This is a genomic window from Myxococcus sp. AB056, assembly GCF_006547365.1.
Classification (GTDB): domain Bacteria; phylum Myxococcota; class Myxococcia; order Myxococcales; family Myxococcaceae; genus Myxococcus; species Myxococcus virescens.
Genome location: NZ_VHLB01000061.1, coordinates 14,665 through 33,964 on the forward strand (window position 1 = coordinate 14,665; position 19,300 = coordinate 33,964).

Here is a 19,300-nt window from a genome sequence, read left to right on the forward strand (position 1 = left end):
GGAGTTCGTGAGCAAGGTGCGCAAGGTGAACAAGGCGGATCCCCTGGCGGATCTTCCTCGCTGGGCCCAGCAGCTGGCCCGGAAGTACTACACGAAGACGGTCAGCGCCTTCCTGCTGTACGGGGCCGTGCGGGACTTGCAGCCCCTGCAGCTCGAGGAGGGCGGCCGCGGCTTCGGCACGCTGAAGACGTTCCTCTCCGAGGAGCTCTTCGGCGGCCGGGACCACGTCATCTTCTATGACCGGTCGTCCGGCATCCGCTCCGCGACGCCGGAGACGCAGAAGGACCTGCAGCGGGCCATGGCGGGCTACGACGCCATGTACGGCACCGACTACGCCAAGGTCATGCCGAGAGACCCGGGTCGCGCGCTCCAGATTCTGGAGAACTTCATGCGCATGCGCCTGAGCGAGGGCCGCTCGCTGGCGCTCATCGTCGACTTCGCGGAGACGCTCGTTCCCGGCGGAGAGATGAGCCACCTCTCCAGCGAGGACCGCTTCGTGGTGGCCACGTTGGACAAGTGGGCGCACGACCCGCAGTTCCTCGCGTCTGATGTGTCCGTGGTGCTGCTGGCGGAGAACCTGGCGGACGTGTCGCCGCGCATCAGCCGCAACCCGTACGTGGCGCCCATCGAGCTGCCCCTTCCCACCGAGGAGGAGCGGCTGGAGTACGTGCGCTACAAGCTGGAGGGCAAGCGGCTCCAGTCCGTGTCGGACGTGCCGCTGGCGGGCCTGGCGAAGATGACGGCGGGTTTGTCCCGCATCAACCTGGACCGCGTGCTCACCGAGGCGCTCGAGCGCGAGGTGCGCATCACCTCCGAGCTGCTCAAGGAGAAGAAGCGCGAAATCATCCAGGCGGAGTGCCACGGCCTGCTGGAGTTCATCGAGCCGGTGCACACGCTGGACGCCGTGGCGGGACACGCCAAGGCCAAGCAGATGCTGCGGCAGGCCGCCGGGGCCCTGAAGAAGGGGCGCCTGGAGGTCATGCCCATGGGCTACCTGCTGTCGGGCCCCGTGGGCACGGGCAAGACGTTCATGGTGAGCTGCTTCGCCGGGGAGATTGGAATCCCCGTGGTGAAGTTCCTCAACTTCCGCAGCCAGTGGCAGGGCGTCACCGAGGCGAACCTCGAGAAGATTTTCAACCTGCTCAAGGCGCTGTGGCCGGTGGCGGTGATGATTGACGAGGCGGATACGTTCCTCGGCAACCGTGACTCCGGCGGAGACTCCGGGACGAGCAGCCGCGTGTTCGGGTCCATCGCCTCGTTCATGGGCAACACGTTCTACCGCGGGAAGATTGTCTGGTTCCTGATGACGGCGCGGCCGGACCTGCTGCCCATCGACCTCAAGCGGCAGGGGCGCGCGGAGGAGCACCTGGCGCTCTTCTATCCGCAGACGGACGCGGAGCGGGACGAGCTGTTCCAGGTCATGTCCAAGAAGACGGGCGTGTCCGTGGAAGGCATCGAATCCTTCTCCACGCTGATTCCGGAGGGCGTGCGCGCCTTCAGCGGCGCGGACATCGAAGCCGTCATGGTGCGCTCGAAGTTCCGCGCGCTGGCGGAGGGCCGCGAGGCGGTGACGAAGGACGACCTGGCCGCGGTGCTCGCGGACTTCGTGCCCCCCAGCTACCCGCTGGAAATCGAGCTGCAGAACCTGGTGGCGGTGCAGGAATGCACCAGCCGCGAGCTGCTGCCCGAGGGCTTCCGCCAACTGGACCGGGACTACATCACCCGGCGCGTGCGCGAGCTGAAGGCGCTGCTGGAGTCGCAGTAGCCAGTGCCGCCTCACGCCCAGGGGCTTGTCCTGGGCGCACGGCCCGCTGAGACTTGGGACATGGCTGCTGGCCCCACTGCTCCGCGTTCCTGGTTCGCGTACTCCCTCGACCTGGCCCCGGTGATTGCGCACGAGCGCCTCCCGGGGCTCCCGCCCATTCCCGACGTGCTGGAGGGCGAGCTGGCCGAGGCGCTCGACGTGGACGTCGTCTACGACGTGGCGTCGGCGGCCTGGGGCGGGAAGGTGGCCCGGCTGGTGGATGCGCCGGGCCACAAGCTCCCCGGCATGCTCCGCCGCGTTCCCGCGGACGCCTGGGACGCGCTGGCCCGCCTGGAGTCCGCGATGGCGGGGGCCACCGAGGTCCGGCAGGTGAAGGTGCGCACCTTCACCGGGGCCGTGCTCAGCGCCCAGGTCTTCACGCCCGCGGCTCCCGCGACGCCCGCTCAGGGGCTCGTGAGTGAGGCTTTCCTCGTCACCCTGGCGCTGTCGGCCGAGGAGGCCGGGCTGTCCCCGGACCACGTGGAGCGGCTCCAGGCCGAGGCCCGTATCGTCCAGGCCCTCCAGAAGGCGGGGCCCGAGGCCCTGAACCCTTCGAAAGGCCCTGGAAAGAAGGGTTAGGCGGGTATCCAGGTGCGAAACGACCCCCGGATTCTTTTTCTTCGTAAGAAAACGGAGCCGTGACGCAACTTGGTACGCCGAACGGCCGACGATTGGGGACGGGGCTCCACCTCGTGCTTCACCTCGTCGGCCCCGAGGACATTCAGGATGACGCTGCGACCCACCACGACGCGAGCCGTTCCCCCGCGCCCGGCATCGGCCGCTTCGCCCCTCAATTCCGTCACCACGCCGGGAGGAAGCTGGAGACGCTCGACGGCCCGCGAGGTGCCCATCAACGAGCTCCAGGAGAAGTTCGGCTGGAAGGATGACAGCTGGCAGGTGGGGTTGATGCAGGCCGCTGACGCGGCGGGCAGCAAGACGCGCGGTGGCAACGGGCAGGTGTCCGCGGCGGAGCTGGAGAGCTACCTGGCCGCGCCCGAGGACGGGCAGTACCTGACGTCCACCGCGCTTCAGCAGAAGCGCTCCTCGCTGGACGCGAAGCTCGCGCAGGGAAATGGCTCCGCGGTGGGCGTGGACGCCTTCGAGCGTGGCTGGCAGGCCACGGTGGCCCGGCGCGCGGACCTGCTGGGGGGCAACGGAGACGGCCAGCTCAGCGCGGAGGAGCTGGACGCGTTCATCCAGGCGTCGAAGGCGGGCAAGCACGCGGACACCCGCTGGGTGCCGGACCAGCAGATGGCCGCGTTCCAGAGCCGCGTGGCCGAAGCGGCTGGAGAGCTGGACCCGCTGCGCCCAGCCGGAGCGCAGGGCTCGGAGGGGCTCAGCCTGGTGAAGGAGTACTCGCGCCTGGCGCTGGACCAGGGGGCGAACGTCCCCACCTTCGTGAGCTACATGCTGTCCGCGTCGGACATCCAGGAGACGCCCGCGACGGTGTCCCGGCTGGAGAGCACCTTCGTTCGCGACCCCGAGCTGGGCCGCAACGGCGTCACCGACTCCGACTACACGCGGACGGGCTTCGACCGGGGCCACATGAAGCCGGCAGAGGACTCGCCCACGCAGGAGGCGATGAACGAGAGCCACCTGATGACCAACATCGCCCCCCAGCACGGCAACCACAACCAGCAGGTGTGGCGCACGCTGGAGCAGGGCGTCTCCGGTCTCGTGAACTCGCTGGGTGGCAAGGCGTACATCCTCACCGGCAACCTGTACCTGGATGACAAGGGGCAGCCGCTGCCTCCAGAGAAGCGGGAGACGACGGGGGCAGGGGAGCGCCGCCTCGCCGTGCCCACGCACAACTTCAAGACGGTCCTCCACGAGCTGCCGAACGGCAGCCTCACGATGTACGCGTACCTCGTGCCCAACATGAAGGACGGGCCGTCGAAGAAGGAGGACATCCTCCCGCTGCTCGATTCGCACCGCGTGCCCGTGGACCGCATCGAGGAGCTGCTGGGACAGGACCTCTACGCAAACCTGCCCAAGCGGGTGCAGGACAAGCTGGAGAAGGGCACGTCGGCTGAAGGCGTCTTCCAGCGCAACAGCCTGTACTTCGCCGCCAGCCTGTTCCGTTTCGCGCCCGGCAACTGACGCGGGGCTTCGCGGCCTGGGGCTCGCTTCCGGGGGAAGCGAGGGCTCACGCCACGGGACGCGGTACGCCCAGGTGTGGGTCGTCCACGTGCTCGACGACGGCCACGCGGTCTCCCACGGAGAGCGCGTCGTGCAGCACGCGCACGGCCTCGTTCGAGTGGCGGATGCAGCCGTGCGAGACATCCGTGCCCAGGAGGGCGGGGGCGTTCGTTCCGTGCAGCTCTTCACCGGAGTGCCGGCCATCCGCCCAGGAGAGGTCGAGCATGCGCACGCCGAAGACATGGCGGTCGTTCCACAGCCGTGCGCCGGCCGCTTCGGTGGCCAGTTGATCCAGCTTCGTGCGGACCACCTTGAGCCCGGTGCGGGTAGGAGAGGCCGCGGCGCCGGTGGCGTTGGGGAAGATGTCCACGAGTTGCCCACGGGTGTCGAAGAGGAAGGTCCGGTGCTCGCGGAGGGCCACCACCACGCGGACCTGTTGTCCGTCGAAGAAGGCGGAAGGCAGTCCCCGTGTCTGCCCACGCGTCCCTGGCGCTGGCGCCAGTGTATCCAGCGCGCGCAGCGTGGCGGCATCCAGCGCGCCCGTGGGGAGGACGGCGGGGAAGGTGCGCGAGGCATGGACCTGGAAGTTCCGCAGCGCTCGGCCGGTGTGCGGGCCGTGGCGTCCGTCCGCGCCGCCGTGCAGGGCGAAGCCCATGTCGAGCAGGGTGGCCTGTACGGCGCGGAGGCCCTCTCCCTGGCTGCCGGGGCCGAGGACCTGGGCCCCAGACGCGACATCCGCCAGTTGGGGCAGTCCGATGAAGCGCGCGTTGTCAGGGGGCGCTGGAGTGCGTGCGGGCCGGTCCACGCCTTCCGGAGGCAAGGGCGTCCCGGACCGTGGACGTGCATCCAGCGAGGGCTGAGGACCTTGGTCGACGGTGACTCGGGAGGCGGGCTTGGGACTGCGTGCCATCTTCCCGAGGGCGGGTGTTGATGCCGCGTCCGGGACGTCAGGCGGAAGGAACGAGATACGTGGCTCGGGTGGCGAGATGGATGAGGTCATCCCCGGCTTCAGTGCAAATCGCTCGCCCGACGCAACCACGCGAAGCTTGCCTTCGCGCCGGAGACTACGGAGCGCTGAGGAGCAGCACCTTCCCCGTGGGAATGGTGCGGTTGTCCTTGATCTTGTTCCACCGCATGATGTCGTCCACGCTGACGCCGTAGCGCTGCGCGACGGACCAGAGCGTCTCGCCCTCCGCCAGCGTGTGGACCTTGCCGGCCTTGCCCGCGGGCTTGGCGACGCTCACCGAGTGCTTCGCCAGCACCGTGCCGCCGCGCTCCTGCACGCTGGCGGTGGCCGTGTTGCCATCGGGCCAGATGAACAGCGTGGAGCCCACCTGGAGCGTCGGGTTGCGCCGCTTGAGGTTGTTCCACTGCTTCAGCGAGTCCACCGACACGTTGAACTTGTTCGCAATCACCCAGAGGCTGTCGCCGGACATCACGCCATAGGTCACGCGTGTGCGCCCGTTGATGGTCTCCTTCTTCACGGGGCCCGCGGCCACCGGGCCTTTGGGCGTGCCCGCCGGTACCTCGTCCTCGGGCCGCACCACCACGCCGCTGCGGCGGGCCTGCGCCACCTTCGTCGCCAGCGCGCCGCCCGAGCTCTTGCCGGCGGGCATCGGAATCACCAGCTCTCCGCCCACGCGCAACGTCCGGGCCGACTTCAGCTGGTTCATCTGGAGGATGGCCTCGGACGCCGTGCCGTACGTCTCCGCAATCTGGGACAGGGTGTCGCCGCGCTTCACCTTGTGGATGCGGAAGGTGAGCCGCTCCGCGGGGCTGATGCGCTTGTAGTTGTCCGCGAACTGCGTCCCAGCCCCCTTGGGAAGCCGGAGCGTATAGGGCTTCTTGGCCGTCGCCGGCGGGGTGCACCAGCGCTTCAGCTCGGGGTTGAGGTCCTGCACCACCTTGACGGGCACGCCGGCCGCGCGGGCGACGACGTCCAGGTCCGCCGCGTCGGTGAGCTGCACCTCGTCGAAGTCGAGCACGGGCTCGGGGTCGAACTCGTTCTCGTTGAAGCCGAACGCCGCCGGGTGCTTGGCCACCAGCGCCGCGGCAATCAGCTTGGGCACGTAGTGCTTCGTCTCCTTCGCCAGGCCGCGCTCTTCGGACAGGAGCCAGAAGTTCGTCGTCCCGTGCCGCTCCACCATCCGCCGGACGCGTCCGGAGCCGGTGTTGTAGCCGGCCCACGCCAGGTACCAGTGCCCCAGCTCGCGCTTGAGGTCCTTCAGGTATGACGCTGCGGCATGGGTGGCCTTGATGGGGTCCCGCCGCTCGTCCACCCAGAAGTCCTGCTTCAGCCCGTACTGCTTGCCAGTGCTGGAGATGAACTGCCACGGCCCCGCCGCGTGCGCCCACGAATAGGCATGCGCCGAGAAGCCGCTCTCAATCATCGCCAGGTACACCGTGTCCTTCGGCAGGCCGTACTGCTCCAGGATGGGGTGCATCACCGGCACGTACCGGGCCGCGCGCGACATCCACTTGCGGAACCAGCGTCGCCCGGGCCCCTGGAAGAACTGGACGTACTGGGCCACCAGCGGCTGCATCTCCACCGGGATGTCGTAACGGTCCTGAATCTGCGCCACGTCGAAGGTCGCCAGGTCCGTGATGAGCGGAATCTCCGGCAGCTCTTCGTCCTCGCGGAAGGTGTGCTCGTCGAGCGCGTCCAGCATGCGCATCCGCAGCGGGTTGGCGAGCCCGAGCCGCCGCAGCGACTGCATCACCTCCGCGGTGGAGCGCGACGCCGGGTCCAGCGCGGCGCCTTCCAGTGCGCGCAGTTCCTCCAACTCGGCGGACTCGGACTCAACCGCGTCGCGCGTGGCCTCGCCTTGCTCGGAGGCGTCCTCGGCCACCATCGGCGTGCCGGGCTCCAGCGGCTCCAAAGCGGGCTCATCGACATCATCGGTCGCGGTATCCGCGGCGCCAGGTTCCGTTGCGGCCGTGGGTGCCTTCTCGGCCGTGGGTGCCTTCTCGGCCGGTGCCTGCGCTGCGGGTGCCTGCGCACCCTCGGATGCCACCACCTGAGCCTTGGCAGGAACGGGCCCCACGGGCGGTGGGGTGAGCCCCGAGGCAGGGGCTGAGGCCAGGGCGAGCAGGAGCAGAGGTAGAGGCGGCATACAGTCGCGGGAACGGGCGCCCGGAGGCGGGCGAAAGCGGGAAGTAATCGCCCTTTTCCTTGACAGTCAAACAAGGAGTCGCGGCATGCGCGTCTTGTTTGGACGCCGGGTAGGAGCAACCGTCCAGGCGAGGCCCTGGATTCCTGGATGACTAGGGCTTCCCGTGTCCCGGCCCCACGATGCGCGGCAGGTACGTCGCGAAATCGAAGTGAGGCGAGTTCTCCGAGTTGTGACAGGTGACGCACACGCTCTCGCCCGGCGAGGCGATGATGTTGTGGGTGCCAGGCGCATCCGCGTGCTCCGAGCCCGGACCGTGGCAGCTCTCACAGCCCACGTCCTCGCGGCCCGCCACCTTGTCCAGTCGGCAAACGCCGCCGGGCTGTTCCCAGCCGGTGACGTGGCACCCCACGCAGTTGAGGTGGAACTGCTTGCCCACCTGTTCCAGCGTCTCCCAGGCGAGGTGGTGCTTGGACTTCTCCCAGACGGGGAAGGCGTCCTCGTGGCAGGTGCGGCAGGGCTCGTTGCCCACGAAGCCCGCGCGGCCCGGCGCCGGAGGGGGACAGTCCTGTCCATGCGCCTTCGCCCAGGCGAGGTTCATCTTCCCCACGTCCGCGTCGTAGGCGGACACCAGCGCGACCGCCTCCGCGTCGGAGGGAAGGCTGGACTCCAGGGGCACGAAGCGCAGCGTGAAGGCGTTGACGCCGTCGGGGGTGACGGGCGGAGCGTCCAGCAGGGCCTGCCGGCGCGCCACCAGTTCGTCGCGCTTGCCCTGCTTGAGCGCCTTGAGCTTGGGGTCCGTGCCGGGGAGGTTGATGTCCTTGTCCAGCAGCGCCGTGCGCTGCTCCAGGGCCGCGGCCTCACGCTCCAGGTCATCCTGGCCCTTCTGCAACGCAAAGGGGCCCGCCTGGGGCGCATAGGCCAGGTCCACGCGCAGCAGCGAGCGTCCCTTGCTCTGCAGCGCCACCACCGGCACCGCGGAACGCACGAGCCGGTTCTCCTCGCCGCTGAACTCGGTGGCGGTGCGGGTGGCCACCACCACGTCGGCCTTCAAGTTCGGCTGCTCCACCGCCTGCTGGGCGACGTCCAGCGTGACGTCCAGCAGGCCCACCACGAAGTCCGCTCCCTGCGCGCGGGCCTGGGCGCTGGCCTCCGCGAGCTGCGCGGCCGTGGTCGCCGCCACCACGCCCACCTTCCGTTCGCCCGCGGGCAGCAGCTTCACCGCGCCCGGCGCCAGCTCCGGCAGCCCCAGTCCCTTGCGGAAGTCCACGCCCTGCGTGTCGTCCAGCGGGCCGGTGGCGCGCACCGCCAGGCCCATGTGCCGCATGGCGTCCGCGAGTGCCTTGGCCTTGCGCTCCTCCTGGGGCACTTGTCCCGGCTTGAGCCGCTGCTCGCCGAAGAGGCTGTTGCCGCCATCCACATAGAGGACGGGCAGCGAGCCCTTGCGCGCCGACTGCACCTGCGCGGCGGCGCGGGCAATGCCGCCCCGCATGTTCTCGCTACAGCCGCACGGGCCCAGGTAGCCACGCGTGTCGGCGGAGAAGAAGAGGATGGCGCCCGACCCCTGGCTTGCTGCCACGGCGGGCTTCGCGGCGGCGGTGGCCGACGAAGCCGAAGCGTCTGCTTCCGCGGGCTTGGGGGGCGGGTCCTTGCGTGCACAGCCAGCGAGCGACGCGGCCAGCAGGGCCGCGGCGAGGAAGGCACGCATGGGATTCACCAGAGGATGCTCTGCACCAGTTCGTCGATCTTCTCACCCATGGCTTCCAGTCCGTTCACCTTGGACAGGGAGCCGTCTGCCCCCACCTGTTCGGCCAGCTTGGACAGCTCGTCGTCCGGGAGGCTGGAGAAGAGGACGATGGGGATGTCCTGCGTGCCGTACTCATTCTTGAGCGTGCGACAGATATCCGTGCCCTTGGCTTCGGGCATGTGGATGTCGGTGAGGATGAGGTCCGGGCGCCAGGTCTGCAGCGTCTTCTCGAACTCCATGAGCGTGGAGGTGGCGATGACCTCGTAGCCGCGCGCTTCGAGCACGGCCTTCTCCATCGCGAGCGTAATCTCGCTGTCATCAATCAGGAGGATTCTTCGCTTCTCGGACACGGCGACCTTCCTTCACTCCTTTATCTATCCTACCCCCACGCGCCGCACCAACGCTTTCCCGTGCGCTCCCGGGGCCGGTGTTTCCCTGATTTCGGATGTCCACCGCCGCACGCTCGCCCGCCGGGTCTCCGGGGACGACTTCTTTCCAGTGAGACATCCGAAAAGGGATATGGAAGTCAGCCATGATGCACCGTGACAGATGGACCCTGAGAGCACTCGTCCTGGGACTGGGGCTGCTGTGGAGCCTTCCTGCCGCCGCGCTCAACGCGGGCCTCAACCCGCCGCCTCCCTCGGTGGACCGGAAGACGCCGCAGGCCACCGTGCAGGGCTTTCTGGCCGCCGCGCACCGGGGGGACTACGCCCTGGCGGCGCACTACCTGGACCTGGATTACATCCCCCGCGCCCAGCAGGCGGAGCGGGGCTTCCAGTTGGCCCGCGCGCTCAAGTTCGTGCTGGACCGCAAGCTGCCCGTGGACGTGAGCTCGCTGAGCAAGGAGCAGGAGGGCGACCCGGCCGACGCGCGCTACGACCAGTTGGGCACCATTCCGTTGCAGGGGAACAACGTCCCCGTCCGCGTCCAGCGGGTCTCCTCGACTGAGGGGGAGCTGGTCTGGGTCTTCAGCGAGTCCACGGTGCGGCAGGTGGACCCGCTCTTCGCGGAGTATGGCCCCCGGCTGGTGGGCCTCCTGCCGGCCTTCTTCTTCAGTGACACGGTGCTGGGACTGGAGCCCTGGCAGTGGCTGGGGCTGCTGGTGACGGTGTTGGGCAGCCTGGGGCTGGCGGTGCTGCTGGAGCGCCTGGTCCTGGCCTTCGCCCGCCGTGTGGCGCGGTGGACCCGGTTCACCTGGGAAGAGAATGTGGTCTCCTCGGGGAAGGGGCCGCTGAAGCTGCTCACCTTCTCCGCGCTGCTGGTGGTGGGCACGCTGCTCTTGCGGCTGCCGCGTCCGGCGCAGGGCGTGTTCATCCGGATCGGCTATTCGTTGAGCGTCGTGGCGCTGGCCTGGGCCGTGCTGCGCATCCTCCACGTCTCCGTCGCCTTCGTGCAGAGTCGCGTGTCGTCGGAGATGAAGGATGCGGCCCGGGCGCGCAGCGTGAGCACGCAGTTGGTGGTGCTCCGTGCCATCTTCGAGGTGGCCACCTACGTCATCGCCGCGGCGCTGCTGCTCATCCAGTTCGAGGTGGTGCGCAACGTCGGAGTGTCACTGCTGGCCTCCGCCGGTATCGCCGGCCTGGTGCTCGGTCTCGCGGCGCAGAAGTCCATTGGTACGCTGCTGGCCGGCATCCAGCTCTCCATCACCCAGCCCATCAGCATTGGCGACACCCTCATCACCGAGGGCGAGTGGGGCACGGTGGAGAAAATCACGCTCACCTACGTGGTGCTGCGGACGTGGGACCAGCGCCGGCTGGTCATCCCCATCGTCCAGTTCCTGGACAAGCCCTTCCAGAACTGGAGCAAGGGGAACCCGGAGATGCTGGGGCCCGTCATCCTCCAGGTGGACTTCCAGACAGACATCGACGCGCTGCGCGCGGAGCTGCGCCGCATCCTGGAGAACGAGGGCAAGGCCCTGTGGGACGGCCGCGTGGCGACGGTGGTCGTCCTGGACGTGCTGGACCGGACCCTCACGGTGCGCGCGCTGGTCAGCGTGTCGGACTTCAGCAAGCTCTTCGACCTGCGGGCCCTGGTGCGCGAGAAGTTGGTCGCCTTCCTTCGCGCCCACCCGCTGTGGCTGCCCGTCACCCGTACGGAGGCGCGTCCCTTCCCGCCGCCCGAGCTGGATCCGACGCGGCTGTCCGCTTCCCCTGAGTTGCCGCCCGCGCCGCCTCGGGCGTGAAGGCGGGCTGCCCCCCAGGCGCAGTGAGCTCTTGCTTGGGGGCATGGGGTTTTGAATAGTCGGCGCGCCGCGCCGTCATAGCGCTGGAAATTCGCACCTACCGCCCGGGGGAGTCTTCGAGATGATGCGTCATGTCAGGTTGTGTGGGGCCCTTGCGATGGTGGCCGCCACCGTGCCGCTGACCGCCAGTGCCCAATCCGGAGGCCGCACGGACGGTCCAGAGGAGTCCGAGTACGGCAAGGGTGGCTACAGCGGCCCCGGAGGCCGGAGCGTGTCGCTCCAGCTCGACTGGGGCGCGGCCATCAACTCCCGCAAGCCGCCTCGGGGCGCGCCGGAAGGCCCGCCGCTGTTCGTGGGCGCCACGCTGTCGCTGTGGGGCGCGGACTGGTACCAGCTGGACGTGAGTGGTGCCTACGTGTTCGACGGGGGCCGCTTCGTTGGCATGGTGGGCCCGCGCTTCCGGACCTGGGGCTGGCCGCTGGTGTTCACCGCGGGCCTGAAGGCCGGCGCCATCGTCATCCCGGAGGGAGAGGGCCTGCGCTTCGGCATCTCCCCGCAGCTGGGGGCCGAAATCCTCCTGGGCGACCGCGAGAACATCCTCATGGCCCTCAACTACACCCCGGACATCCCCATTGGCGGTGGCGGCGTCACGCACCGGCTGGGCATGTCCGTGGGCTACAAGTTCTAGCAAGGAGGTTTCGACATGATTGCCCAGCTGCTTGCCGCCACGCTGGCGTTGACCTCCAGCCAGGCGCCCGTCTCTGTTTCCGGCCGGGGAAGCCCGCAGGTGAACCTGCCGTTTCCGTCCGGAGACGTGCAGACCTACAACATCATCCAGTGGGACCCCAACCAGCTCCCACGCATCTACGAGCGCTCCGACCAGCTCCCCCTCACCGACGAGGAGCTGACGAAGCTGTCCCAGGCTGGCTTCGAGCCCGCCCAGCTCGTGAAGATGATTGAAGAGCGCCGCTGCGCCTGCGACGCCAGCGCGGACGGCCTCATCCGGCTCAAGAAGGCCGGCGTGGACAAGGATGTGCTGGCCGCGGTGTCCCGGCACGGCCTGGCGCCCAACCGCGGGTTGAACCTGCTGGTGACGTTGGACTTCACTGGTGAGAGCCGCACCGCGCGCGAGGCGTTCCTCTACTTCTTCGTGGACGATGGCGACATCACCCGCGTCTTCACCGCCAACATCCCGGAGCTGCTGCGCCGCCGCAACAGCCACGAGACGACGGTGGACCGCAGTGACATCCTCGTCGCGCGCACCGTGCGCCGCGTCCAGTTGGCGGGCCAGGTGCCGCTGCGCACCTACGGCAAGCACAACGTGCTGGTGGTTGCCAGCGCCAGCCCCACGCTCACGCATCCGTCCCAGCTCACCGCGCAGGAGCTGTCGCGGTCGCAGCGCTACACCTTCGACTACCCTCGTGCGTCGCTGCAGAACGTCTGCCGCCTGACGGCCGGGTACCGCCGCGACGCGGTGCTCGCCTACAAGTGGAACTTCGAAGGCAGCCGCTTCGAATGCGAATGGAACTAGGAGTGACCCGCACCATGAACACCCGCCGCCTGCTTCTGTCCGCCTGTCTCGCCGCTTCGCTGTCCGCCTGCACGGGCCCGCGCGCCTTTACGCGTGGCACGTACGAGGACCCGAACACCATCGAGATGCTGTCGGACCGCTTCAACGAGAACGACCTGCAGCTCATCGCGAAGAAGATGGCGGAGTCGCTCGCCACCTCGCCGCGCTTCGCCCAGCCCCGGCCGGATGGCTCGCTGCCCATCGTCCTGGTGGGCAAGCTGAAGAACAGCACCTCCGAGCACATCGACATGCGCTCGCTGGGTGACAAGATTCAGACGGCGCTGGCGCAGACGGGCCGCTTCGCCCTGGTGGACCAGCAGGCGCGCCAGGACATCGCGGAGGAGTACGAGTACCAGCAGTCCGGCTACGTCGACCCGAACACCGCCAAGGGCCCGGGTCAGCAGACGTCGGTGGACTTCCTGATGACGGGCGACCTCGCCTCCATCATCCAGGAGGTCGGCCGGGACAAGCTCGTCTATTACAAGATGACCGCGAAGCTCAGCAACGTGCGGACCGGCCTCATCGAGTGGACGGACGAGAAGCAGATCCGCAAGAAGTTCGAGAAGCGCGGCGTGAGCTGGTAACGGGCGCATCCTTCCATGTCCATCCACTCCCGCAGCCCGGTCCGCCTGAGCGGGTGGAGCGCGCTCGCGCTCGCGAGCGTGCTCCTCCTGTCGTCGGGCTGCGCGGGTGATTATGTGGCACGCACCCGGGGCGTGCGGTCCGCATACCAGTCCGGGGACTATTCGCGCGCGCTGTCCACGCTGGAGGCCGCGGCGAAGGAAGGGCCCGAGCAGGACCGCCTGCTGGTGTTGATGGACAAGGGCATGGTGTTGCACGCCGCCGGGCAGTGGGCGGAGAGCAACGCCGTGCTCGAGGAGGCGGAGCGGCTCAGCGAGCAGATCGACAGTGTCTCCGTCAGCGAGGAGGCGAAGACGCTCGTCACCAACGAGCGTCAGCGCACCTACCGAGGGGAGGACTTCGAGAAGCTGATGATTTCCGTCCTCCAGGCGCTCAACTACGCGGAGCTGGGCGACGACGAAGCCGCCATGGTGGAGGTCCGCCAGGTCAACGAGCGCCTGGAGAAGATGATCGCCGAGGAGAAGAAGCCCTACGAGCAGCTCGCGATTGCCCGCTACCTGGGCGGCGTCATCCGGGAGGACCAGCGGGACTGGGACTCGGCCTACATCGACTACGCGAAGGCCTATGAAATCGCGCCCCGCAAGGACGCGCTGGCCGAGCCCCTGCTGCGGCTGGCGCAGAAGGTGGGCCGCGACGACATGTACGCGGAGCTGCTGGCGAAGTACCCGGACGTCCCGCACGCGCCGCTGGCGCCGGACGAAGGGCAGCTCGTCGTCGTGGTGGAGGCGGGACTGTCTCCCGAGAAGCAGCGCGGCTCCAGGGACCCGGGCGGCGGTGGCGACCTGATTGAAGTTCCCACCTACCGGAACCGGGGGCTCGCGCCGCCCGTGAGTGTCGCCCTGGAGAACCAGTCCCAGCAGGCGGTGACGGTGACGTCCCTGGCGGACGTGGCCGTGGTCCACCTGAATGACCGGATTGGCCGCATGTTGGCGAAGCAGCTCGCGGGCGTGGCCGTGAAGGCGGGCGTGGCGGCGGGCGTGGGGGCGCTGACGAAGAGCGATGAGCTGGGCGTGCTGACCTTCCTCGTCCTCAACGCGATGAATGCGCCAGACCTGCGTTCCTGGCTCTCCCTGCCCGCGGAGTTCCAGGTGGCGCGCTTCCGCGTGCCCGCGGGGAATCACACCGTGCGTGTGACGAGCTGGGGGCAGGTGACGGAGCATCCGGTGGAGGTGGAACCGGGCCGAGTGGAGTTGTTGGTGCTCCGGCGCTACTGATTTGGTTTTTTGATGTAGGGTGCGCGCCCCATGTCGCCGGTCCTGGCCACGGTGGCCCTGTATTCCCTCATCATCGTCCTCGGCGCGCTGGCTGGCGCTGTGGTCGTCGTCTTGAACGACCGACCCACCCATCTGGTGCGCTTCCTGGCTTTCGCCGCGGGCGTGATGCTGGGCGCCGCCTTCTTCCACATGCTGCCGGAGGCGTATCTGGGGGGCGGATGGTGGGCCTTCGCCCTGGTGCCCGCGGGCTTCGCCTTCCTGTTGGTGCTGGAGCGCTACCTCGTCGCGCACGCGGGCGAGGACATCTCCCACGGAGACACCATGGCGGGCACCGGGCACTCAGTGCATCCGGGCCACGTGCTGGGGCTCACCGCCTTCCTGGGGCTGTCCACGCACACGTTGTTTGACGGGATTGCCCTGGGGTCGGCGGTGGAGGAGGGCGTGGGGGGCATGGCGCTGCTGGCCATCGTCGCGCACAAGGTGCCCTCCGCGCTGTCGCTGGCCTCCATCCTCAAGACGGAGGGGCGCTCGAAGGCCTCCATCCTGTCGCTGTCCACGCTGTACGGGATGATGGTGCCGGCCGGCGCGCTGCTCTACTTCCTCTTCGATGCGATGCTGCAGTTCGAAAGCCTCGCGGCCAAGGCCCTGGCTTTCTCCGCGGGCACGTTCCTCTACATCGCCGTGTCGGACCTGCTGCCGCACGTGCACCGGCACGGCAAGGACCAGCCGGGCCGCAACGTGCTGGCGCTCTTCGCGGGCCTGCTGCTGATGTTCCTGCTCGCGCGGCTGATGGGGCACCCCGAGCACCCCGGCCACTGAGCGCCCTTCATGGAAAAACGCACCGACTGGTACGAACACCCGCAGTACTACGAAGCCATCTTCGGCACGGACACCGTGCGCGAGGTGGACTTCCTCCAGACGCTCAGCGAGCGCTTCGGCACGGGCGGCAAGCTGTGGCTCGAGCCGGCCTGCGGCGCGGGGCGGCTCGTGGAGGAGGCATCGAGCCGGGGCCTGCGGGTGGTGGGCTATGACATCTCCGAGGCGATGCTGGCCCATGCGCGAAAGCGCCTGACGCCGGCGCAGCGGCGGCGCGTGAAGCTGGGGCCGTCACGCATGGAGTCCTTCGCCGACCCGTCGCTGGAGGGGCAGGTGGACTTGGCGCACTGCCTGGTGTCGACCTTCCGCTACCTGGACAGTGAGGCCGCGGCGCGCCAGCACCTTCTGGGGACGCGGCGGCTCTTGAAGCCGGGCGGCATCTACGTGCTCGGCTTCCACCTGACGGACTACGCGCGCGCCCGGCCCGAACACGAGCGCTGGGTGGGGCAGGTGGGGGAGGACCGCGTCGTCTGCAACACGAACGAGGGCCTTCCGGAGCAGCGGGCGCGGCGCTCGCCCATGCGCAACCGCCTGCGCGTCACCGGGCCGGACAAGGACTGGCTCATCGAGACCCAGTGGTACTTCCGCACGTACAGCAATGCCCAGGCGGCGAAGCTGTTCCGCGACGCGGGCATGCGGGTGCTGGCCGGGTACACCTTCGACTACGACATCAACGCACCTGTGGAGCGCGGCAGCCTCCGGTTGGACCGCGTCTTCGTCCTCCAGCCGGACCCCGAGTCTCCGTCCGTGGACCCTGCCGAGCCTGGGCGTGCGTCCGCGCGGAAAGCGCCCAAGAGGGCCTCGACGCCCCAGAAATCGCGCAAGATTTCACGATGAGGGCGTTTTAGGAGGGTTGAAGAGGTACTCCTGGTGAATTCTGGGCGGCCTGCGTTCTGATGGGACGCGGGCGCGTCCTGCTGGAACGCAAAACAGGCCCCTCGTGGTGGCCGCGTTCACCCATCCCCCTGGAATCACACGAATGTCGCGTCTGGCACGGGACGCGCATGTCGTTTTGCCGTGGCGCTTCGGGAAACCGGGCTGCCCCGCAGTATCGGAGTTTCGGGAACGCGGAAGGAGGGGCCGCTCCTTCCGCGTTCTTCATCTCCGCTACACTCCGTCCCCCTGATGTGGTTCCTGACAGAGCCTGTCGGAGGGCATTGGACGGAGGCGAGTGGATGCAAGACGAGATGGCGCAACTCCTCACGGATTTGCGGGGAGCCAAGGACTTCGAGGCCGCGGCTGCCGCAACGCTCCGGCGGCTGCAGGCCGTCGCCCAGGAGGCCGTTGCGTCCAGTCGGTACGCAGCCCGGGGCCGGGTGTTGCGAGGCATCGTCCACCTCCGCCCCGGCGAGGCCTACCGCAGTCTGGCCGCACTGGAGGTAGGGGCTGCGGAGATTACGGATGCCAGTGTAGGCACGCCCTTCTTCACCTCCGCCACGGCCTGGCGCGCGGTGGTGGAGCACCGGTGCGCGGTCTCCATCGACGTGAATGTCGGGACGGTGCAGCCCCATGCGCCCAACGCTCCCGTGACGGGAGACCCGAGCCTGGCGGGCTTCAACAGCCATGAGAGCCGGCAGCGCTTCCTGGGCCGTCATGCGACACACGTCTGCGTGCTTCCGCTGCGCACGCCGGGTGGGGACATCGAGGGCATGATTTCGCTGGAGGCGGACTGCCTGGCCGCGATGGGGCAGGACTTCGTCTGGCTGGAGGCGGGGGACCGGCTCCAACTGCTGGCGGACGTGGCGGCGCCGTACCTGGCCCGGCTGCCGCAGCGGCCCGTGGCCCGGCCGGAGGTGGATGAGTTCCTCCCGGTGGTGGGGCGCTCCATGGCGGAGCTGCTGCCCATCCTCCGCGTCTTCGCGCTGCAGGATGAGACCATCCTCATCAGCGGCGCCACGGGCGCGGGCAAGTCACGGCTGGCGCGCTGGTGCCACGAGCGCTCCAACCGCCGCGGCAAGCCCTTCGAGACGCTGGACCTGGTGACGGTGCCGGAAGACCTCCAGATGGCGGAGCTCTTCGGCTGGAAGAAGGGCGCCTTCACCGGCGCGGTGCGAGATGCCCCCGGCAGCGTGGCCCGCGCGGAGGGCGGCACGCTGTTCATCGACGAAATCGACAAGCTGTCGCTCAAGGCCCAGGCGGGGCTGCTGCACCTGCTGGAGTCGCGCAGCTACCGGCCGCTGGGCGAGGGCACCGGTGAGCGGCAGGCGGACGTGCGCTTCATCATCGGCACCAACGCGGACCTGCACGCGGAGGTCCGCGCCGGCCGCTTCCGCGAGGACCTCTACTACCGCGTCAACGTGCTGCCGGTGCGCATGCCGGCCCTGCAGGAGCGCCAGGACGAAATCCCCCTGTGGGCGCAGTACATGGTGAACCGCCGGCACCGCGAGCGCTCGCCGGACGGCCACGCCCGGCTGATGAAGGAGGCGGAGCGGCTGCTGGTGGGGAGCCCCTGGCCGGGCAACCTGCGGCAGCTCGACAACATCGTTCGCCGCGCCTACACGCTGGCCATGGTGGAGCACGCGGACGCCTCGGGCGAGCTGGTGCTGCACGAGAAGCATGTCGCTCGGGCGCTCGACTATGAGCAGGCCCCGGGAGCCCGGCCGCTGCCGGAGGCGCTGCGCGCGGCCGCGCAGGCCTTCGTCGCCGAGGCGCGCCGCCGCAATGCCCCGTTGGATTTGGACCTGGCCGATGCCTTCCGCGGCATGGTGTTGGGGTTCGCCATCCGCCAGGTGGGGCGGGACGAGGGCTTCAAGCTGCTGGGCCGCGAGAGCCTGGTGAAGAACCGCAACCACCACAAGGCGCTCAAGCGCGAGCTGGAGAAGGTGGACTCGCTCTACAAGGCGCTGGGCGAGGAGGGCTCGCCCTTCTCCGACTTGCTGTCGGAGGTCGAAGCCGTCTGAGTCGCGGCGCCCGGGACGCTACCGGGCGTCGGCGTGGGGGCCCGCGGCGATGCCCGTGGCGCCCCGGGCCAGCTCGTCACACACGAGCGCGTGGAGCCGGAAGGCCATGCGCGCTTCCTGCACCACCTCTCGCGCCTCGTCCTCGTCCAGCTCCAGCCCGTCGAGGCGCGAGTGGATGCGGACGCGGAAGGCCGCCAACCCGGCCTCGGGCACCGTGCCGTAGAAGGTGGTGCCCTGGCCTTCCGCCAACTCGAAGGCGTTCGTGATTCGCCGCGCCCGGCGGTGCCCGCTGAAGACGTCCAGCACGCAGCGCGCGTAGGCGTGCGCCACCAGGAGGTGAGGGGCGTCTTCGGCCACCTCCCGGATGCGCTCGGCATGCAGCCGCGTCTCCACGCAGGCGAAGGTGTCCGCCCGGGACTCGCCGCAGAAGTACGTCAGGTCCGCTTCCAGCGCGGAGGCCAGCCGCAGCTCGGGCAGCAGCAGCGCGGTGGTGAGCGTGGTGCCCATGACGTGGGGCAGCGCCGCTTCGAACGCCGCGTAGAGCGTGTGGAGCTGCCGCAGGTGGCTTACGTAGTGCTGCGCCCGGACGTACTGGCCGTAGATGCCGCCCTCCCACGCGTCGAGGAAGAGGGACTGGATGAACAGCGAGCGCTCCGCCTGCTCGGCCAGCTTCGCCGTGCCTTCCGCCAGCAGTACGGACAGGGGCGCCGGGGTGGTGGCCTGGGGCTGCTGCGGGGACGCAGGGAGCTGGGGCTCCACCAGTCGCTTCACACGCGCGGACACATCCGTCCGCGGCAGCCGCAACGTGCCGGTGGCGCTCACTGCTTCCACCCGCTACCGGCCAGCGTGCTCATCGCCAGGGGCCCGGTGTCCTCGTTCGCCAGGGACTCCAGCGGTGTGCCCAGTTGCTGGAGCGCCTCCGCCAGCGTCATCCCGATGGCGCGGAGGACCTCCTCCTCCACGCGAATCGTCACCGGCCCCATGGCCAGGTGGATGTGCCCGCACGAGCACTGCGTCACTTCCGCGCATGGACCTCGCGCCAGTACCGTCTTGCCGCATCCCTGACCGGGCATCGTTGTTGTCCTTGATTTTGATTTTGAGTATCGAAATCAAAAT

The 19,300-nt window shown here is 69.0% G+C and carries 17 protein-coding genes; 11 read left to right on the forward strand and 6 right to left on the reverse strand.

From position 1 onward, the window contains the following. Positions 1–7 precede the first annotated feature (7 nt). From FMP39_RS24385 to FMP39_RS24395, 3 genes are all read left to right on the forward strand, one after another. On the forward strand, positions 8–1,765 hold the full coding sequence (locus FMP39_RS24385; protein ID WP_011555647.1) for an ATP-binding protein: 1,758 nt from the start codon (positions 8–10) through the stop codon (positions 1,763–1,765). 60 nt (positions 1,766–1,825) lie between these two features. Next, complete coding sequence (locus FMP39_RS24390) at positions 1,826–2,383, forward strand: gamma-glutamylcyclotransferase (protein WP_194858544.1); 558 nt, start codon at positions 1,826–1,828, stop codon at positions 2,381–2,383. A 69-nt stretch (positions 2,384–2,452) separates the two neighbouring features. After that, on the forward strand, positions 2,453–3,904 hold the full coding sequence (locus FMP39_RS24395; RefSeq protein WP_141592623.1) for a DNA/RNA non-specific endonuclease: 1,452 nt from the start codon (positions 2,453–2,455) through the stop codon (positions 3,902–3,904). 46 nt (positions 3,905–3,950) lie between these two features. On the opposite strand, the gene FMP39_RS24400 is transcribed toward FMP39_RS24395, so the two are convergent. From FMP39_RS24400 to FMP39_RS24415, 4 genes are all read right to left on the reverse strand, one after another. Next, positions 3,951–4,943: a L,D-transpeptidase family protein gene (locus tag FMP39_RS24400; RefSeq protein ID WP_141592624.1), complete on the reverse strand. Its 993-nt coding sequence runs from the start codon at positions 4,941–4,943 to the stop codon at positions 3,951–3,953. 64 nt (positions 4,944–5,007) lie between these two features. Next, the gene (locus FMP39_RS24405; RefSeq protein ID WP_141592625.1) at positions 5,008–7,056 is read right to left on the reverse strand and encodes a LysM peptidoglycan-binding domain-containing protein; all 2,049 of its coding nucleotides are present in this window, start codon (positions 7,054–7,056) and stop codon (positions 5,008–5,010) included. Positions 7,057–7,207: 151 nt separating this feature from the next. Continuing rightward, positions 7,208–8,761: a multiheme c-type cytochrome gene (locus FMP39_RS24410; protein WP_194858545.1), complete on the reverse strand. Its 1,554-nt coding sequence runs from the start codon at positions 8,759–8,761 to the stop codon at positions 7,208–7,210. Between the two features lie 5 nt (positions 8,762–8,766). Further along, entirely contained in the window at positions 8,767–9,150 is a 384-nt protein-coding gene (locus FMP39_RS24415) for a PleD family two-component system response regulator (protein ID WP_002634498.1), read from the reverse strand. A 182-nt stretch (positions 9,151–9,332) separates the two neighbouring features. Between FMP39_RS24415 and FMP39_RS24420 the strand changes: the two genes are divergently transcribed. From FMP39_RS24420 to FMP39_RS24455, 8 genes are all read left to right on the forward strand, one after another. Continuing rightward, complete coding sequence (locus tag FMP39_RS24420) at positions 9,333–10,982, forward strand: mechanosensitive ion channel family protein (protein WP_141592627.1); 1,650 nt, start codon at positions 9,333–9,335, stop codon at positions 10,980–10,982. A 121-nt stretch (positions 10,983–11,103) separates the two neighbouring features. After that, positions 11,104–11,670, forward strand: coding sequence for a hypothetical protein (locus FMP39_RS24425; RefSeq protein WP_090490253.1), 567 nt, complete (start codon positions 11,104–11,106; stop codon positions 11,668–11,670). 15 nt (positions 11,671–11,685) lie between these two features. Next, positions 11,686–12,513: a hypothetical protein gene (locus FMP39_RS24430; protein ID WP_141592628.1), complete on the forward strand. Its 828-nt coding sequence runs from the start codon at positions 11,686–11,688 to the stop codon at positions 12,511–12,513. A 14-nt stretch (positions 12,514–12,527) separates the two neighbouring features. Next, on the forward strand, positions 12,528–13,136 hold the full coding sequence (gene lpoB, locus FMP39_RS24435) for a penicillin-binding protein activator LpoB (RefSeq protein ID WP_141592629.1): 609 nt from the start codon (positions 12,528–12,530) through the stop codon (positions 13,134–13,136). 15 nt (positions 13,137–13,151) lie between these two features. Beyond that, complete coding sequence (locus tag FMP39_RS24440) at positions 13,152–14,408, forward strand: COG3014 family protein (RefSeq protein ID WP_141592630.1); 1,257 nt, start codon at positions 13,152–13,154, stop codon at positions 14,406–14,408. A gap of 30 nt (positions 14,409–14,438) precedes the next feature. Beyond that, complete coding sequence (locus tag FMP39_RS24445) at positions 14,439–15,227, forward strand: ZIP family metal transporter (protein ID WP_090490250.1); 789 nt, start codon at positions 14,439–14,441, stop codon at positions 15,225–15,227. 9 nt (positions 15,228–15,236) lie between these two features. Next, complete coding sequence (locus FMP39_RS24450; protein ID WP_141592631.1) at positions 15,237–16,121, forward strand: bifunctional 2-polyprenyl-6-hydroxyphenol methylase/3-demethylubiquinol 3-O-methyltransferase UbiG; 885 nt, start codon at positions 15,237–15,239, stop codon at positions 16,119–16,121. A gap of 338 nt (positions 16,122–16,459) precedes the next feature. Then, entirely contained in the window at positions 16,460–18,184 is a 1,725-nt protein-coding gene (locus FMP39_RS24455) for a sigma-54 dependent transcriptional regulator (protein WP_194858546.1), read from the forward strand. 18 nt (positions 18,185–18,202) lie between these two features. On the opposite strand, the gene FMP39_RS24460 is transcribed toward FMP39_RS24455, so the two are convergent. After that, positions 18,203–19,006 (reverse strand): heme oxygenase (biliverdin-producing), encoded by an 804-nt coding sequence (locus FMP39_RS24460; protein WP_141592633.1) that lies wholly within the window; start codon positions 19,004–19,006, stop codon positions 18,203–18,205. Next, positions 19,003–19,257: a hypothetical protein gene (locus tag FMP39_RS24465; RefSeq protein ID WP_194858547.1), complete on the reverse strand. Its 255-nt coding sequence runs from the start codon at positions 19,255–19,257 to the stop codon at positions 19,003–19,005. The genes FMP39_RS24460 and FMP39_RS24465 overlap by 4 nt, the downstream gene beginning before the upstream one ends. Positions 19,258–19,300: the final 43 nt, after the last annotated feature.

Excerpts from the sequence above, each read along its gene's own strand:
- FMP39_RS24430 (WP_141592628.1), top strand. The coding sequence starts at position 11,686 with ATGATTGCCCAGCTGCTTGCCGCCACGCTGGCGTTGACCTCCAGCCAG.
- FMP39_RS24445 (WP_090490250.1), top strand. The coding sequence starts at position 14,439 with ATGTCGCCGGTCCTGGCCACGGTGGCCCTGTATTCCCTCATCATCGTC.
- FMP39_RS24420 (WP_141592627.1), top strand. The coding sequence starts at position 9,333 with ATGATGCACCGTGACAGATGGACCCTGAGAGCACTCGTCCTGGGACTG.
- FMP39_RS24465 (WP_194858547.1), bottom strand. The coding sequence starts at position 19,257 with ATGCCCGGTCAGGGATGCGGCAAGACGGTACTGGCGCGAGGTCCATGC.
- FMP39_RS24400 (WP_141592624.1), bottom strand. The coding sequence starts at position 4,943 with ATGACCTCATCCATCTCGCCACCCGAGCCACGTATCTCGTTCCTTCCG.
- FMP39_RS24425 (WP_090490253.1), top strand. The coding sequence starts at position 11,104 with ATGATGCGTCATGTCAGGTTGTGTGGGGCCCTTGCGATGGTGGCCGCC.
- FMP39_RS24390 (WP_194858544.1), top strand. The coding sequence starts at position 1,826 with ATGGCTGCTGGCCCCACTGCTCCGCGTTCCTGGTTCGCGTACTCCCTC.
- FMP39_RS24450 (WP_141592631.1), top strand. The coding sequence starts at position 15,237 with ATGGAAAAACGCACCGACTGGTACGAACACCCGCAGTACTACGAAGCC.
- lpoB (WP_141592629.1), top strand. The coding sequence starts at position 12,528 with ATGAACACCCGCCGCCTGCTTCTGTCCGCCTGTCTCGCCGCTTCGCTG.
- FMP39_RS24405 (WP_141592625.1), bottom strand. The coding sequence starts at position 7,056 with ATGCCGCCTCTACCTCTGCTCCTGCTCGCCCTGGCCTCAGCCCCTGCC.
- FMP39_RS24410 (WP_194858545.1), bottom strand. The coding sequence starts at position 8,761 with ATGCGTGCCTTCCTCGCCGCGGCCCTGCTGGCCGCGTCGCTCGCTGGC.
- FMP39_RS24440 (WP_141592630.1), top strand. The coding sequence starts at position 13,152 with ATGTCCATCCACTCCCGCAGCCCGGTCCGCCTGAGCGGGTGGAGCGCG.
- FMP39_RS24455 (WP_194858546.1), top strand. The coding sequence starts at position 16,460 with ATGCAAGACGAGATGGCGCAACTCCTCACGGATTTGCGGGGAGCCAAG.